The organism is Herbaspirillum sp. RTI4 (genome assembly GCF_034313965.1).
Lineage (GTDB): Bacteria > Pseudomonadota > Gammaproteobacteria > Burkholderiales > Burkholderiaceae_D > Herbaspirillum.
Window position 1 is genome coordinate 1,543,259 of record NZ_JAVIWQ010000002.1, and the last position, 15,778, is coordinate 1,559,036.

Annotated in this window: 12 protein-coding genes and 1 pseudogene; 9 read left to right on the top strand and 4 right to left on the bottom strand. The window is 56.9% G+C overall.

Annotated features, from left to right (window positions below; all coding sequences use genetic code 11):
• Positions 1 to 2: 2 nt before the first annotated feature.
• The 4 genes from RGU70_RS07120 to RGU70_RS07135 all read left to right on the top strand — a co-directional run bounded on the left by RGU70_RS07120 (position 3) and on the right by RGU70_RS07135 (position 3,018).
• The gene (locus RGU70_RS07120; RefSeq protein WP_322208697.1) at positions 3 to 542 is read left to right on the top strand and encodes a chemotaxis protein CheW; all 540 of its coding nucleotides are present in this window, start codon (positions 3 to 5) and stop codon (positions 540 to 542) included.
• 96 nt (positions 543 to 638) lie between these two features.
• The gene (locus RGU70_RS07125) at positions 639 to 1,460 is read left to right on the top strand and encodes a protein-glutamate O-methyltransferase CheR (RefSeq protein WP_322208698.1); all 822 of its coding nucleotides are present in this window, start codon (positions 639 to 641) and stop codon (positions 1,458 to 1,460) included.
• Positions 1,457 to 1,963, top strand: coding sequence for a chemotaxis protein CheD (locus RGU70_RS07130; protein ID WP_322208699.1), 507 nt, complete (start codon positions 1,457 to 1,459; stop codon positions 1,961 to 1,963). The genes RGU70_RS07125 and RGU70_RS07130 overlap by 4 nt, the downstream gene beginning before the upstream one ends.
• On the top strand, positions 1,960 to 3,018 hold the full coding sequence (locus RGU70_RS07135) for a chemotaxis response regulator protein-glutamate methylesterase (protein WP_322208700.1): 1,059 nt from the start codon (positions 1,960 to 1,962) through the stop codon (positions 3,016 to 3,018). The genes RGU70_RS07130 and RGU70_RS07135 overlap by 4 nt, the downstream gene beginning before the upstream one ends.
• Positions 3,019 to 3,129: 111 nt before the next feature.
• Here RGU70_RS07135 and RGU70_RS07140 read toward each other — a convergent pair whose 3' ends face one another.
• Positions 3,130 to 3,402: an oxidative damage protection protein gene (locus RGU70_RS07140; protein ID WP_322208701.1), complete on the bottom strand. Its 273-nt coding sequence runs from the start codon at positions 3,400 to 3,402 to the stop codon at positions 3,130 to 3,132.
• Between the two features lie 157 nt (positions 3,403 to 3,559).
• The gene (argA, locus tag RGU70_RS07145; RefSeq protein ID WP_322208702.1) at positions 3,560 to 4,870 is read right to left on the bottom strand and encodes an amino-acid N-acetyltransferase; all 1,311 of its coding nucleotides are present in this window, start codon (positions 4,868 to 4,870) and stop codon (positions 3,560 to 3,562) included.
• Between the two features lie 130 nt (positions 4,871 to 5,000).
• Between argA and hrpA the strand changes: the two genes are divergently transcribed.
• From hrpA to RGU70_RS07165, 4 genes and pseudogenes are all read left to right on the top strand, one after another.
• Positions 5,001 to 9,140 carry an ATP-dependent RNA helicase HrpA gene (hrpA, locus tag RGU70_RS07150; protein WP_416186487.1) on the top strand — a complete coding sequence of 1,380 codons (4,140 nt, stop codon included), beginning with the start codon at positions 5,001 to 5,003 and terminating at the stop codon, positions 9,138 to 9,140.
• A 148-nt stretch (positions 9,141 to 9,288) separates the two neighbouring features.
• Complete coding sequence (locus RGU70_RS07155; protein ID WP_322208703.1) at positions 9,289 to 11,007, top strand: methyl-accepting chemotaxis protein; 1,719 nt, start codon at positions 9,289 to 9,291, stop codon at positions 11,005 to 11,007.
• A gap of 256 nt (positions 11,008 to 11,263) precedes the next feature.
• On the top strand, positions 11,264 to 11,830 hold the full coding sequence (gene dcd / locus RGU70_RS07160) for a dCTP deaminase (RefSeq protein ID WP_322208704.1): 567 nt from the start codon (positions 11,264 to 11,266) through the stop codon (positions 11,828 to 11,830).
• A 13-nt stretch (positions 11,831 to 11,843) separates the two neighbouring features.
• A pseudogene (locus RGU70_RS07165) lies at positions 11,844 to 12,593 on the top strand (YoaK family protein); the annotation flags it as partial.
• A 105-nt stretch (positions 12,594 to 12,698) separates the two neighbouring features.
• Here RGU70_RS07165 and RGU70_RS07170 read toward each other — a convergent pair.
• On the bottom strand, positions 12,699 to 14,963 hold the full coding sequence (locus RGU70_RS07170) for an arginine/lysine/ornithine decarboxylase (protein ID WP_322208706.1): 2,265 nt from the start codon (positions 14,961 to 14,963) through the stop codon (positions 12,699 to 12,701).
• Between the two features lie 44 nt (positions 14,964 to 15,007).
• On the opposite strand from RGU70_RS07170, the gene RGU70_RS07175 reads away from it, so the two are divergent.
• Positions 15,008 to 15,145 (top strand): hypothetical protein, encoded by a 138-nt coding sequence (locus RGU70_RS07175; RefSeq protein WP_322208707.1) that lies wholly within the window; start codon positions 15,008 to 15,010, stop codon positions 15,143 to 15,145.
• Here RGU70_RS07175 and RGU70_RS07180 read toward each other — a convergent pair.
• The gene (locus tag RGU70_RS07180) at positions 15,137 to 15,646 is read right to left on the bottom strand and encodes a dihydrofolate reductase (protein WP_322208708.1); all 510 of its coding nucleotides are present in this window, start codon (positions 15,644 to 15,646) and stop codon (positions 15,137 to 15,139) included. The two genes, RGU70_RS07175 and RGU70_RS07180, sit on opposite strands and share 9 nt — an antisense overlap.
• Positions 15,647 to 15,778 lie beyond the last annotated feature (132 nt).

Genomic DNA, 15,778 nt, shown 5'->3' on the forward strand with positions numbered 1-15,778 from the left:
CCATGATGACCTCCACCACAACACAGCTGTCGCACGGACGATCTGCGGCCGACGGCGACGATGAAGAGGGCAGGGAAGACGCGAAGCAGTACTTGACGTTTTCTCTGGGAAAAGAGGTTTTCGCTTTGGAAATTTCCTCGATCAAGGAAATTCTGAGGAATGTTCAGTTGGCTACGGTGCCACTGATGCCGGCGCACATGCGTGGTGTCATTAATTTGCGCGGGGCAGTGGTGCCGGTGATTGATCTGGCCGTGCTGTTTGGACGAGATGCTCTTGAAGTCAGTAAACGCACTTCGGTCATCGTTCTGGAAATTACGGATGCCGGTGATGTGCTGGATATTGGCATCATGGTCGATGCCGTATCGGCGGTCATCGAAATAGGTGCAGAGCTGATCGAGCCTGCGCCGGGTTTTGGCACGCCGGTCCGGGCAGAGTTCATTGATGGATTGGGAAAACTGGAAGATGGTTTTGTCATCATCCTTAACGCCGAGCGTACTTTCTCCTTACATCAGATGGCACCGGAACAGACGGAAACGCCATGAGAAGAGAGGGAGTCGCCGAAATCGAAAATGCAGGTGGCTTCGATTAAGTGTTGATGCTTGTTGCGACTTTCTTTCTCTATTTTTTGGTATCGCCGCATGGAATTAAATAGCCTCGATGAGCTGGAATTTGCCACGATCCGTGATTGGCTGTTTGACAAGGTCGGCATTGCGCTGACCTCCTCCAAAAAAGCATTGATCTGTAGCCGCCTGTTCAAGCGGGTGCAGACGGCAGGGCTTGATTCTTACGGGGCGTATTTCGCACAACTTGTGTCGGACCAGTTTCCTGAGGAAGCGCAGGTCGCGATTAATCTTTTGACGACCAATGAAACGTATTTCTTTCGTGAGCCTAAGCACTTCGACATGCTGTCCGAGATTGTGGAGAAGGCGCCAAGAAGCAGCATTTTCCGCGTATGGAGCGCGGCCTGTTCTACCGGCGAAGAGGTGTATTCGATCGCGATGACGCTGGCCGAATTGCAGCGTGTGGCGCGTGCGCCGAAATGGGAGGTGCGCGGATCAGATGTCAGTACCCGTGTGCTGGAAGTGGCTCAGGGCGGGCATTACGGACTTGAGCGAACGGAGAGTATTTCTCCCACCATGCTCAAGCGTTATTGCCTTAGTGGTACCGGCCCTTATGAAGGGACCTTACTGATTGATCGCAGCCTGCGCGACAAAACCGCATTTGCGCAGATCAATCTGATTGAACCTTTGCCCCATCTGATTCCCTTCAATGTCATTTTCTTGCGCAACGTGCTGATTTATTTCGATCCGCCGGTCAAGCGCAAGATCGTGACCCAGTTGCTTGACAGCCTGACCCCGGATGGGGTGTTGTTCGTGGGCATGGCGGAAACATTGAATGGGCTGATTGACGGTCTGGTTACGGTAGGGCCGGGTGCTTACCGGCGCGACCGTCGCGGATGAACAAACCCTGCTTCAAAGATTTGGTGGCCCGCGAACTGTTTCTTAACCCCGGAGATACTGGAGTTGGTTTTCGTGGAGAAGTATTCGGAACCCTGCTCGGCTCCTGCGTTGCCATTACCTTGTGGCATCCGCGCCGGCGTTTAGGCACGATCTGTCATTTTGTTTTTCCTTTTGCTCCCGGATTGAGTGACCGCGATGGGCGCTACGGCATCAGCGCTTTTGCCAGGATGCAATCCGACCTGATTCGCAATGGGGTGCATTTGCATGAATGCACCGCCAAAATATTTGGAGGTGGTCGTATGTTCGCCAGCTCATCGAGTCAGGATATCGGTGCGCGCAATATCGCTATGGCACGCCAGCTTGTAGCAGATGCAGGCTTGACAGTGGCGGCAGAGAACGTAGGAAAGGATGGTTATCGGCGCCTGTATTTCGATGTGGAAAGTGGCGATGTCTGGGTGAAATTCGATTGGCTTGACGGTGAACAGGAAGATGAAATTTTATGAGCAAACCCATCAAGGTTTTGATTGTGGATGACTCCGCCGTTGTGCGGCAGGTGCTGACAACAATCTTTTCTGCTGATCCGCAATTGGAGGTGATCGGCGCTGCAGCCGATCCCATTCTTGCCCAGGAAAAAATGGCGCTTGAATGGCCGGATGTGATTGTTCTCGATGTAGAAATGCCGCGGATGGACGGCATCACCTTTCTTAAAAAAATCATGGCCGAGCGACCCACGCGGGTGCTGATCTGTTCCACTTTGACGGAAAACGGAGCAGCCACGACCATGCAGGCGCTGGCAGCCGGCGCGGTCGGTTATGTCACCAAGCCCAAGCTGGGACTCAAAACTTTTCTGTCGGACTCTGCGGCAGAGCTGATTCGCGACGTGAAGCAAGCGGCACTGGCGACACCACGTGATTTTGGCCGGGTTGCCAGTCCGGGCGTGGCGACTGCCCGGCCGGTTCATTCGGTACCGGGATTATCGATGGCGGAATCGTCGAATAAAATTGTGGCGATTGGCACTTCAACCGGAGGCACTCAGGCACTCGAGATCCTTCTGACAGCCTTGCCAAGAGTGTGTGCGGGGATCGTCATCGTGCAGCACATGCCTGAAAAATTTACCGCGCTGTTTGCTGAGCGCCTGAACGGTTTGTGCGCGATTGAAGTGCGGGAGGCGCGTAATGGTGATCGCGTATCGATAGGACGCGCCTTGATTGCGCCGGGAGGCATGCATATGCGTCTGGTGCGCAGCGGCGCATTTTTCGCTGTAGAAGTGTTCGATGGACCGCCGGTCAATCGGCATAAACCATCGGTGGATGTGTTGTTCCGCTCAGTTGCCACGGTATCGCGGGACAATGCCATGGGCATCATCATGACCGGGATGGGCGACGACGGCGCACGCGGTTTGCGTGAAATGCACGACGCTGGCGCGCAGACGGTTGCTCAGGATGAAGCCAGTTGCGTGGTGTTTGGTATGCCCAAGGAGGCGATCCGGCACGGTGCGGTTGATCGTGTCGTGCCGCTGGACCGGATAGCGTCTGAAGTCATTGGATTCAGACATTGAACTGATTGTTCGTCATGAATGGAGGCGGTAGCTGCACTACCGCAGGGCGTTCAAATTGCTCAATCGGCCCACTCCACTCAATTATGAAACGATAGAGTCGATTGCCTCGAATCAATCTGCCGGCGGCACATACCCTTGCGCGGCATCGGCACCTTCGCCGAAGAAATGCTTTTCCATTTGCGTTGCCAGATACTTGCGAGCGCGGGCATCGGCCAGCATCAGCCGGTTTTCATTGACCAGCATGGTTTGATGCTTGAGCCACGCCGCCCAGGCTTCTTTGGAAACGCTTTCGTAAATGCGCTTGCCCAACTCACCTGGGTACGGTGCAAAATCCAGTCCTTCGGCTTCTTTGTTCAGTTTGATGCAATGGACCATGCGAGCCATGAGAATTCCTTCAAGGGTGTGTCGATCAAGATGATCGATGAAAAGTAGCAATGAAAAGCAGCGATAAAAATACCTGGCCATGCCGCTGCACGGCAATCCATGCAAACCTTGCGGTATGACTGGGCGGGAAGAGTTACAGATTCTTTTACAGTTTTTTTTATAGATTCTTGATCAGTACCAGCGATTTGCGTTGCCAGTTGTACAGATGCTGGCGATCCTTTGGCAAGGCATCCACGCCGGCAAGCGTGAAGCCGCGTCGCAAGAACCAGTGCGAGGTGCGGGTAGTCAGCACGAATAGTTTGGTCAGCCCGGCTTCGCGCGCGCGTGCTTCCAGATGTTTCAGGATGCGCTCGCCGTCGCCCTGTGCCTGCACTTCTGGATTGACGGTCAGGCAGGCCATTTCGCCCATTTTTTCTTGCGGGAATGGGTACAGTGCCGCGCAGCCGAAAATCACCCCGTCATGCTCGATGACCGAAAAATAATGAATTTCGCGTTCGAGCAGCTCGCGCCCGCGCTTGACCAGTGTGCCGTCCGCTTCCAGTGGTTCGATCAGCTTCAGAATGCCGCCCACGTCTTCGATGGTGGCCACACGCAGGCTTTCCACGTTTTCGTAAGTGAGCATGGTGCCGATGCCATCATGCGTAAACAATTCCAGCAGCACCGAACCGTCGGTCTGGAACGGAACCATGTGCGCGCGCGAAACCCCGGCATTACAGGCCTTGATCGTGCTGCGCAGATAGAACGCCGCCTCTGGCGAGAGAAAGCCGGCTTGCAGCACGGCTTCGGCCTGATGCGAGGCCAGTTCGCGGATAGGCACATCGGCAGCGTCGCTCATGAGCGGCGTTTCCGTCAGGAAGATCAGTTTCTCGGCGTGCAGCGCGATGGCGGCTGAAACAGCGACGTCTTCCATCGTCAGATTGAATGCTTCGCCGGTCGGCGAAAAACCGAGCGGCGAGAGCAGCACAATACCGCCGGCTTGCAGAATCGGGTGGATGGTGTCGCTGTCGATCTTGCGCACCTGTCCGGTCAGTTGCAGATCGACGCCATCAATCACACCCAACGGACGGGCAGTGACGAAATTGCCGGAAATGACACGAATGGTGGCGTGCGCCATCGGCGTGTTCGGCAAACCCTGGCTGAAAGCGGCTTCGATATCGAGTCGCAGTTCGCCAGAAGCTTCTTTCGCGCATTCGAGCGCGGCGCTATCGGTGATGCGCAAACCGTTATGAAAGCGCGCCTCGACATTGCGCAGCGCCAATTGTTCTTCCACCTGTGGCCGCGAACCATGCACCACGACAATACGGATGCCCAGCGCGTGCAGCAGCGACACATCCTGCGCCAGAACAGTCAGATCGCCGGCCGTGACGAGTTCGCCGGGAAAGGCGACCACGAAGATTTTTCCGCGAAACGCGTGGATATACGGCGCGACAGAGCGCAGCCATTGAACGAAGTCGGTCGAGTTTTCCATGTCGGGCATTATATAGGTGTGCGCTCGTATGCGGGGAGCGTGTGCAGATGCGTGTTCGCCCTCAGTCCGCGTTGCTGCTTGCCTTTGATCTGGCTGAGGCTCGCCTTCCTATTGGCGCAAGGCCGGTATAATGCGACCCTCCATGCCCGACTCCACATCCCCCCCCCATCCCCCGCGCCAGCCAGGCGCTCCACGCAATCCACGCAACCCACGTGCTACAGGCGCGCCAGCGAGTAGTGGCGGAAAGAGCGGTGGCGGAAAGAGCAGTGCGGGAAATTCGGGTGCTGCATCCCATGTGTCTGTGCGGCCGTCTCGTCCTCCGCGCGAGGCATCTGCGCCATCGACAGCGCCTGCGCTGCCTTTTCGCAATCCCTTGCCGACCATCACTTATCCCGAGGATTTACCGGTTTCGGGACGCCGTGAGGAAATCGCAGCGGCGCTGCGCGCGCATCAGGTCTTGATTCTCAGCGGCGAAACAGGCTCAGGCAAGACCACGCAGCTACCCAAGATTTGCCTGGAACTGGGACGCGGAGTGACCGGACTGATCGGACATACCCAGCCGCGCCGGATTGCCGCTTCTTCGACCGCCAAGCGCATCGCGTTTGAACTGGGATCGCCGGCGGGCGAGCATGTCGGTTTCAAGGTGCGATTCAACGACACCCTTTCCAGGGGCGCGTGGATCAAGCTGATGACCGACGGCATCTTGCTGGCCGAAACGCAGTCCGATCCGCTCTTGCGGCAGTACGACACCATCATCATCGATGAAGCGCACGAACGCAGTCTCAACATCGACTTCCTGCTCGGCTATCTGAAGCAATTGCTGCCGCGCCGCCCGGATCTGAAAGTCATCATCACCTCGGCCACTATTGATGCGGAGCGCTTTGCCCGTCACTTTGGCAAGGAAGTGGGCGGCGTGCTGCAACCGGCGCCGGTGATTGAGGTGTCGGGTCGTCTGTATCCGGTTGAAGTGCGTTACCGTCCGGTCGATTCCATCGACCGCAGCGGTGTAACGCCGCCTGCCGCAGCCAAACCTGCGGCACCCACTGCCGGACAAAAAGCCCGCGAGCAGCGCGATCTGATGGATGCAGTAGTCGATGCCGTTGATGAGTTAGCGCGAGTGGGCAGTGGCGATGTGCTGGTATTTTTACCTGGCGAACGCGAAATCCGCGACGCCGCCGAAGCGCTGCGCAAGCACCATCCGCCGCATGTGGAAATTCTGCCGCTGTTTGCCCGCCTCTCGGCGCAAGAGCAGGAACGGGTATTCAAGATATCCAATGCCCGTCGCATCGTGCTGGCCACCAATGTCGCGGAAACTTCGCTGACGGTGCCGGGGATTCGCTACGTGGTCGATGCCGGACTGGCACGCGTCAAACGCTATAGCTACCGCAACAAGGTCGAACAATTGCAGGTCGAGCCGATCGCACAGTCGGCAGCTAACCAGCGGGCAGGGCGTTGCGGTCGGGTCGCTGCCGGGGTGTGCATACGCCTTTACGAGGAACAGGATTTTTTAAAACGTCCCGCTTTTACCGAGCCGGAAATTTTGCGTTCCTCGCTGGCCGCTGTCATTTTGCGCATGAAAACGCTGCATCTGGCCGACGTGGAAACCTTCCCGTTCATCGAACCGCCACCCGGCCGCGCCATCGCCGACGGTTATCAGTTGTTGCAGGAACTGGGCGCGATGGACGAGGCCAACGCACTCACGCCGCTGGGCAATAAGCTGGCGCGTTTGCCGCTCGATCCCCGCGTGGGACGCATGATTCTGGCCGGACTCGATAACGCCTGCCTGACCGAATTGCTGATTATTGCCGCCGCCTTGTCGGTGCAAGACCCGCGTGACCGGCCCATGGAAGCGCAAAGCGCTGCCGACGCCGCGCACAAAAAATTTGCCGATGAAAAATCGGAATTCCAGAGCTATCTGAAAATCTGGAAATGGTTTGAAGACGCTATCGCGCATAAGAAAACCAACCGCCAGTTGCAGGACGATTGCCGTGGCAATTTCCTGTCGCAAATGCGCTTGCGTGAATGGCGCGACGTGCACAGCCAGTTGCTGACCATCGTGCGCGAGCAGGGCTGGCGGCTCAACGAAGCCCCTGCCACCTACGAACAATTGCATACCGCCTTGCTCACCGGCCTGCTGGGCAACGTCGGTTTCAAGGCGGAAGACGAGCCGCAATACCTCGGGCCGCGCGGCATCAAATTCCATATCTGGCCCGGTTCCTCGTTGATCAAGAAACCCGGTAAGTGGATTACGGCGGCGGAACTGGTCGATACCAGCCGTCTTTTTGCGCGCTGCGTGGCGCAGATTCAGCCGGAATGGCTGGAACGCGTCGGCGCGCATCTGCTCAAGAAAACCTGGGGCGAGCCGCGCTGGGAAAAACGCGGTGCGCAAGTTACCGCCTCCGAGCGCGCCACGCTGTACGGGCTGGTGGTGTACAGCCAGCGGCGGATTCATTTCGGCCAGATCGATCCCGAGCAGGCGCGGGAAATTTTTATCCGCGATGCCTTGGTCGGCGGCGAATACGACACCCGCGCCCCGTTTTTTGCGCACAACCAGAAGCTGATACGCGAAATCGAAAACCTGGAACACAAGTCGCGTCGCCTCGATGTGCTGGTTGACGATGAGTTGATTGCCGCCTTTTACGACAAGCTGATTCCGGCCGATGTCTGCAACGGACTGGGCTTTGAAAAATGGCTCAAGGACGCCACGGCGCGTGAGCCGCGCCTGCTGTTCCTGGATCGCGACGACCTGATGCGGCACGAAGCGGCCGGTATCACCACCGACCTGTTCCCCAAAGTGCTGCGCATGGCCAGTATCGAAATGGGACTGAGCTATCACTTCGAACCGGGCGCGCCGCGCGATGGTGCGACCCTGACGGTGCCGCTGTATGCGCTCAATCAGGTCTCGGCCGATCGTTGCGAATGGCTGGTGCCGGGGATGTTGAAAGAAAAAGTGCAGTTGCTGCTGAAATCGCTGCCGCAAAAAATACGTCGTCACTGCGTGCCCTTGCCCGATTACGCGGCCGGATTTTGCGAGCGCGTGCAGACCAGCCAGACCTTCGGGCGAGGCAGTCTGGGCGAGGCGATCATTGCCGATATCCGCGAGCAATTGACGCAGCAGGTCAAACTCAGCGATTTCAAACAGGAAACGCTGCCGGCGCATCTGGCGATGAATTTCAAGATCGTCGATGAGCATGGACGGCAACTGGAGCTGGGGCGCAATCTGGCAGCCTTGCAAGCGGAATTCGGCGGGCAGGCGCGGGAAAGTTTCCAGAAGCTGGCCGATCTGAGCGTGAGTGTGAATGCGAATGCGAATGCCGAAAGCGGCACTACTTCCCCGGCTGTCGCGCCGGTGGGTGCCGGTTCACGTCCTGCCGCTCCGGCGATGGGGGCAAGCAGCACGGCCAAGACGGGTAGCACGTCCTTTTCTGGTTTGCAGGACTGGACCTTCGGCGCTTTGCCGGAACTGCTCGAAATCCAGCAGGGCAAGCAAACCCTGATCGGTTTTCCGGCGTTAGTCGATCGCGGCGCGCATTGCGATCTGGAAGTGTTCGACGATCCGGCCGAAGCGGCGCGCTTTCACCGGCTCGGTTTGCGCCGCCTGTTTTCCTTGCAAATGAAAGAGCAGCTGAAGTATCTGGAGAAAAATATTCCCGGCTTGCAGCAGATGGGCATGCAATTCATGGCGCTGGGGTCGCAGGAGGAATTGCGCGATCAGATCATCGCTGCCGGACTCGAACGCGCTTTTTTACAAGCACCGCTGCCGACCGACGCCGCGCAGTTCGCCCGTCGCAAGGAAGAGGGCAAGGCCCGTCTCGGTTTGCTGGTCAATGAGCTGGCGCGGCTGACGGCGCAGATACTGGCCGAGCACGCCAGCCTGCCCAAGAAATTGCAGGGCGCAAAAGCCTACCCGCAAGCGATGGCCGATATGCAGTCGCAGTTGCAGCTGCTGGTGGGCAAGCGTTTTATTGCCGACAACGATTACGCTGCGCTGGCGCATTTCCCGCGTTATCTGAAGGCGATCAATGTGCGGCTGGAAAAACTGCGCGCCGATCCGCTGCGCGATACGCGTCTGACCGCCGAATGGTTGCAAGTCGCCACGCCGTGGCAGCGCGCCCAGAAAGACCGTGCCGGCAGCCATGATCCGAAAATGACGGAATTCCGCTGGCTGCTGGAGGAGTTGCGTGTATCCCTGTTTTCGCAGGAATTGAAGACGCCTATGCCGGTGTCGGTCAAGCGTCTGCAAAAAATGTGGGAAACCATGCAGCGGTGAGCGACACCTTGAAAGCGGGCGAGGAGTTGCATTGGGAAAACAAGGGAATCGTGGCGAGATAATTTAATCTTTGTGTATATTGTTGCATTCCAAAATAAATGATAAAAATGCTAAGCATATTTTAAAATTTATTTTAGGAAAAAATCTAATGAAATGGTTCTACAACTTAAAAATCGCGAAGAAACTGATCGCCACATTTTTCGTAGTTATTCTGTTGGTCTTTGCTCTCGGTTTTTTCGCAATACAGCAGCTCTCCAAGGTTAATGCCGCCTCCAGCGATCTGGCCGTCAACTGGCTGCCTTCAATCCGTACTTTGTCCAGCATACAGCTCACGATGGCGCGTATTCGCGGCAGTGAAGCGCAGCAGATATTGTTGCAAGACCCTGCGCTCATGGGAAAAAACCGGGACGGAACGGTTAAGCTGATCGCGACTTTGCAGCGTTTGCAAAAAACGTACGAGGGCTTGATTACCCGTACTGAAGAAAAAAATATTTACCAGGGCATTGCCACCAGCATCGATAACTTCCTCGTCACTCACAACAAAATCATCGAGTTGTCGATGGGCGGCAAAAAAGACGAGGCGCAAGCGGTCAATGTGGGCTCATCAGCCGCTTATGTCGCGGCAATTGCTTCCATCGAGAAGGCGGTCGGACTTAATGAGACCGGGGCTGAAGACTCGAACGCTGCTGCCGGCGTCATTTACGACCGAGCCATTACCGGCATCATCGTGTTGCTCGCCGTTTGTGCCGCACTCGCCCTCTTCCTTTCTTTGTGGCTGGCGCGTTTGATTTCCCGCCCCTTGAATGATGCCGTCGCTGCCGCGCAGCGCATTGCCGAAGGCGATCTCAGCACCACCATTGAATCTTCCAGCAAAGACGAGACCGGGCAGCTGATGCACGCGCTCAAGGCCATGAACGACAGCCTGTTCAATATTGTCGGCGAAGTGCATCAGGGTACGGAGGCAATCGATGTTGCCGCCCGCGAAATTGCCCAGGGCAATCTGGACCTGTCCTCCAGAACCGAAGAACAGGCCGGCTCACTGGAAGAAACTGCAGCCGCCATGGAAGAATTGACCTCAACAGTCAAGCAAAATGCCGAGAATGCTCTGCAGGCCAATGTGCTGGCCGAGTCGGCGTCGGAAGTCGCCAGTCGGGGTGGCAGTGTGGTGGATCAGGTGATCAGCACCATGAATGAGATCAACAGTTCGTCGAACAAAATCGTGGAAATCATCAGTGTCATCGACGGCATTGCATTTCAAACCAATATCCTTGCCCTCAATGCCGCAGTCGAAGCGGCGAGGGCCGGTGAACAGGGGCGCGGTTTTGCGGTAGTCGCTTCAGAAGTGCGCAGCCTGGCGCAGCGTTCTGCTGCGGCAGCTAAGGAAATCAAAGAACTGATCAATGCCTCGGTGGCGAATGTCGGCAATGGCAGCAAGCTGGTTGAGCAAGCCGGCGAAACGATGAAGGAAGTGGTCGCCAGTGTGCGCCGCGTTACTGATATCGTGAGTGAGATATCGGCGTCGAGCCGCGAGCAAAGCACCGGTATCGAGCAAGTCAATCAGGCGGTGATTCTGATGGACGACGTCACCCAGCAGAACGCCGCATTGGTCGAAGAAGCCGCCGCCGCGGCAGGTTCTTTGCAGGATCAGGCGCAGCGGCTGACCGGTACGGTCAGCGTTTTCAAGCTCAGTTCCAGCGCCATTGCTGTTGCTGGCGCAGTGAAAAAATTCGCGCCGAAAATTGCACCGGCAGTCGCCGCATCCCCACGCAAACCCGCTGCCCCAATCAGGAAACAGACCGCTGTCGCCTCGTCTTCCGGTTCGGCGGCCATGAAAAAAGACGAGAAAGAATCTTGGGAGGAATTCTGATTCTGGAAGAGGGGTTCAGATCAGCTGCTTCCCGGAGAAATGCGGCGCTACTTCAATAGGAGAGGGGGAGCTGAAAGCGTGGCGGCGGCTCGCCATGCTTCTCATGCAATATTCTCATGCAATATTCTCAGGCAAGCTTCCACCCCAATCTTCTCAAGCAATCTTTTACTGCCAACGATAGGCCGACTCCGCTTTGTCTGGGGCTATATGGCGTAAAATCGCGCCATATCGTAACTATTTCCAGGAAAGCATCACCATGACGATCAAATCAGACAAATGGATACGCCGCATGGCGCAGGAACACCAGATGATCGAGCCCTTCGAACCGGGGCAGGTGCGTGAAAGCAATGGCAACAAGATCGTCTCTTACGGCACGTCTTCCTACGGATACGATATCCGCTGCGCCAATGAATTCAAGATTTTCACCAATATCAATTCCACCATCGTCGATCCCAAGAATTTCGATGAAAAATCCTTTGTCGATTTCAAGGGCGATGTCTGCATCATCCCTCCCAACTCGTTTGCGCTGGCGCGGACCCTGGAATATTTCCGTATTCCGCGCAGCGTGCTGACCATCTGTCTCGGCAAATCGACTTATGCGCGCTGCGGCATCATCGTCAATGTGACGCCCTTCGAACCGGAATGGGAAGGTTACGTCACGCTGGAGTTTTCCAACACCACGCCTCTGCCCGCCAAAATTTATGCAGGCGAAGGATGCGCGCAGGTCCTGTTTTTCGAAAGCGACGAAATCTGCGAAACCTCCTATAAGGATCGCAACGGAAAATACCAGGGTCAGCAAGGGGTCACACTGCCACGCGCGTAAGCGGCATACCGCCGTGCTGATTGCTTATTTGCGTCGTTTAAGCGGCAAACATCGCAGCGAAGCGGGTAACCGCGAGCTCGGGTTTGTGCTGGCTTTCATTGCGGGCGCGGCGAATGCCGGTGGCTTTCTGGCTGTGAGTCAATACACTTCCCACATGAGCGGCATCGTGTCCGCGATGGCCGACAATCTGGCCGCCGGCGATATTCTGCTGATGCTGGCCGGTATCGGGGCTTTTCTGTCTTTTGTGGCCGGAGCGGCTTGTTCATCGATACTGATTAACTGGGCCAGGCATCGTCAAATGGAGAGCGAATACGCGCTGCCGCTGATGGTGGAAGCCTTGCTGATGCTGTGCTTCGGGCTGGCTGGCGGTAATCTGGCGCGGCATATCGGCTTCTTCGTCTCGATTACCGTGATGCTGTTGTGCTTCATCATGGGCCTGCAAAATGCGATCAGCAGCAAGATGTCCGGCGGTTCAATCCGCACGACCCATATGACCGGCGTTGTGACCGACATCGGTATCGAATTGGGCAAGCTGTTCTACTGGAATCGCACTGGTGTGCGGGGCGACCCTCACTACGTCGCCGCCAACCGGCGCAAACTGCGCACGATCATCATTCTGGTGTCGATGTTTTTCAGCGGCGGGCTGGTCGGCGCGCTGGGGTTCAGTCATATCGGATTTTCCTCCACCATTCCGCTGGCGCTGATGTTGATGCTGCTGGCGTTCGAGCCCTTGGCGGAAGATCTGGCGACGTACTTGCAACGCTAGGCTTTTCTGCTCTTCGTATCAGACTCCGCATAAAAAAACCGGCTTAAAAAAGCCGGTTTTTCTCACCACCCAATCTCTCACTTGTCATTGCAAAGCGGTGCCTTACTGCCGCACGCAATCCACAAAATAATCGCGTCGGCCATCCACTTCCCGTTTGACCAGTCCATGCACGTCGGTTTCAAAACCGGGGAATTTCTCGTTGAAATCGCGCGCGAATTTCAGGTAATCGACGATGGTCTTGTTGAAGCGTTCGCCCGGAATCAGCAGTGGAATGCCCGGTGGATAAGGCGTCAGCAGGATCGAGGTTACGCGGCCTTCCAGTTCGTCGAGCGGCACGCGTTCGATTTCGCGGTGGGCCATTTTGGAAAACGCATCCGAAGGCTTCATCGCCGGTTGCATGTCGGACAGATACATTTCCGTGGTCAGACGGGCAACGTCGTAGGCCTTGTAGGTTTCATGGATTTGCTGCGACAGATCGCGTAAACCCAGCGGCTCGTAGCGGGTATTCCTGCCTTCATTGCCAGCGGCAAATTCGGGCAGGATGCGCCAGATCGGCTGGTTCTTGTCGTAATCGTCCTTGAACTGTTGCAGCGCCGTCAGCAACGTGTTCCAGCGACCCTTGGTGATGCCGATGGTGAACATGATGAAGAACGAGTACAGGCCGCATTTTTCGACAATGACGCCATGCTCGGCCAGATATTTGGTAACGATCGAAGCCGGGATGCCGCTGTCGCCGAACTTGCCATCCAGCGACAGGCCGGGCGTGACGATGGTGGCCTTGATCGGATCGAGCATGTTGAAATTCGGTGCCAGATTGCCGAAGCCGTGCCAGGTATCTTCTGCTTTGATGACCCAGTCTTCGCGGCTGCCGATGCCGTCTTCGACCAGCACGTCCGGTCCCCAGACCTGGAACCACCAGTCCTGACCCCATTCTTCGTCAATCTTGCGCATGGCGCGACGGAAGTCCATCGCCTCCAGAATGCTTTCTTCCACCAGCGCGGTACCGCCCGGCGCTTCCATCATCGCTGCGGCAACGTCGCAGGAGGCAATGATGGAATATTGCGGCGAGGTCGAGGTGTGCATCAGATAGGCTTCGTTGAAGGCGTCTCTGTCCAGTTTGACGCTTTCCGATTCGCGCACCAGAATCTGCGAGGCCTGCGACAGGCCGGCCAGCAGTTTGTGCGTCGATTGCGTGGAAAAAATCATCGACTTCTTGGCGCGCGGCCGGTCCTTGCCGATGGCGTGCATGTCTTTATAAAAATCGTGGAAGGTGGCGTGCGGCAGCCAGGCTTCGTCGAAGTGGAGCGTGTCGATTTCACCGTCGAGCAGGGCCTTCAGCGTTTCGACGTTGTAGATGATGCCGTCGTAAGTCGATTGGGTGATGGTCAGGATGCGTGGCTTCTTGTTCAGCGCTTCACGGGCGAAGGGATTGGCTTCGATCTTGCGCTGGATGCTTTCGACCGTGAATTCATTGAGCGGAATCGGGCCGATGATGCCCAGATGGTTGCGGGTCGGCATCAGGAACACGGGAATGGCACCGGTCATGATGATCGAATGCAGGATCGATTTGTGGCAGTTGCGGTCAACCACGACGATATCGCCGGGCGCGACGGTCGAATGCCAGACCATCTTGTTCGAGGTCGAGGTGCCGTTGGTGACGAAGTAGCAGTGGTCGGCATTAAAGATGCGCGCCGCGTTGCGTTCGGATTTGGCGACCGGGCCGGTGTGATCGAGCAACTGGCCGAGTTCTTCGACCGCATTGCAGACGTCGGCGCGCAGCATGTTTTCACCGAAAAACTGATGGAACATCTGGCCGATAGGCGACTTCAGGAAGGCCACGCCGCCCGAGTGACCGGGACAATGCCAGGAATAGGAACCGTCGTTGGCGTAATGCACCAGCGCGCGGAAAAACGGTGGCGACAGGCCATCCAGATAAGAGCGCGCTTCGCGGATGATGTGGCGCGCCACAAACTCCGGCGTATCTTCGAACATGTGGATGAAGCCGTGCAGTTCGCGCAGGATATCGTTGGGGATATGGCGCGAAGTACGGGTTTCGCCGTACAGATAGATAGGGATGTCGGCGTTCTTGTGGCGGATTTCTTCGACGAAAGCGCGCAGCGACTTGAGCGCGTGATCGGTTTCCTCGAAGGAACCGGCGCCGAATTCTTCATCGTCGATCGACAGAATGAAGGCCGATGCCCGTGACTGCTGCTGGGCGAACTGCGACAGATCGCCGTAACTGGTCACGCCCAGTACTTCCATGCCTTCTTCGGCGATGGCGTCGGCGAGGGCGCGAATGCCCAGACCGGAGGTGTTTTCGGAACGGAAATCTTCGTCAATGATGACGATGGGGAAGCGGAATTTCATAGTTTCTCCGAAGAGCAGGTGGGAGCAGCCGAAAGGGAGCGTCGGTGGATCAAGAAAAACGGGAGAAAGGCGGCGGCAGCTTCACGCCACATCCTGAAAACAGGCAGGCGAATTTTCGCAGATATGCCACGGCATGGGGCGTTTTGTCGATTAAAACAACAAATTATTTCGACTTATTGTGAATCGTCAGAACGTCTTTCGTAGGTCACAAAACTGTAGTCGAGATTCTCTTTTTCATCATGCTGGGCGGTGCGGCCTGTTTCCTGCCACTGCTGGCTATCGATGGCGGGGAAAAAAGCGTCGCACTCGAAGCGGCGCTCAATCTGCGTGACGATCAGACCTTGCGCGCGCGGCAAGCTTGCCGCATAGATTTCTGCGCCACCGATGACGAAGGCGGTCGCGCCAGCCGTCAGGGCGAGGGCCGCGTCGATGGAGGCGGCGGTTTCAACGCCTTCATGCCGCCATTGCGGATTGCGGCTGATGACGATATTGCGTCTGCCGGGCAGCGGCCGGCCGATGGATTCGAAGGTTTTGCGTCCCATGACGATGGGATGGCCCAGCGTGGTGCGCTTGAAATGCGCCAGATCTTCCGGCAGACGCCACGGCAGCGTGTTGCGGATGCCGATGCCGTTGCCGGCGTCGATGGCGACGATGAGGGTCAGACCTGGGGTGGGGAGGGGCATGGAGGGATATCTCGGTGGCAGCTGGCGAAGGCGTCATATTACTAGAACCTGCCGGTGATGGCCGGGGGAAGGGCGTATCAGGAGCGTATTTCTCCACGGCAGCGCGTCGATTCGGCGTGACCCCTTATAATG

Excerpts from the sequence above, each read along its gene's own strand:
- RGU70_RS07155 (WP_322208703.1), top strand. The coding sequence starts at position 9,289 with ATGAAATGGTTCTACAACTTAAAAATCGCGAAGAAACTGATCGCCACA.
- RGU70_RS07120 (WP_322208697.1), top strand. The coding sequence starts at position 3 with ATGATGACCTCCACCACAACACAGCTGTCGCACGGACGATCTGCGGCC.
- RGU70_RS07125 (WP_322208698.1), top strand. The coding sequence starts at position 639 with ATGGAATTAAATAGCCTCGATGAGCTGGAATTTGCCACGATCCGTGAT.
- argA (WP_322208702.1), bottom strand. The coding sequence starts at position 4,870 with ATGGAAAACTCGACCGACTTCGTTCAATGGCTGCGCTCTGTCGCGCCG.
- dcd (WP_322208704.1), top strand. The coding sequence starts at position 11,264 with ATGACGATCAAATCAGACAAATGGATACGCCGCATGGCGCAGGAACAC.
- hrpA (WP_416186487.1), top strand. The coding sequence starts at position 5,001 with ATGCGACCCTCCATGCCCGACTCCACATCCCCCCCCCATCCCCCGCGC.
- RGU70_RS07130 (WP_322208699.1), top strand. The coding sequence starts at position 1,457 with ATGAACAAACCCTGCTTCAAAGATTTGGTGGCCCGCGAACTGTTTCTT.
- RGU70_RS07135 (WP_322208700.1), top strand. The coding sequence starts at position 1,960 with ATGAGCAAACCCATCAAGGTTTTGATTGTGGATGACTCCGCCGTTGTG.
- RGU70_RS07170 (WP_322208706.1), bottom strand. The coding sequence starts at position 14,963 with ATGAAATTCCGCTTCCCCATCGTCATCATTGACGAAGATTTCCGTTCC.
- RGU70_RS07140 (WP_322208701.1), bottom strand. The coding sequence starts at position 3,402 with ATGGCTCGCATGGTCCATTGCATCAAACTGAACAAAGAAGCCGAAGGA.
- RGU70_RS07180 (WP_322208708.1), bottom strand. The coding sequence starts at position 15,646 with ATGCCCCTCCCCACCCCAGGTCTGACCCTCATCGTCGCCATCGACGCC.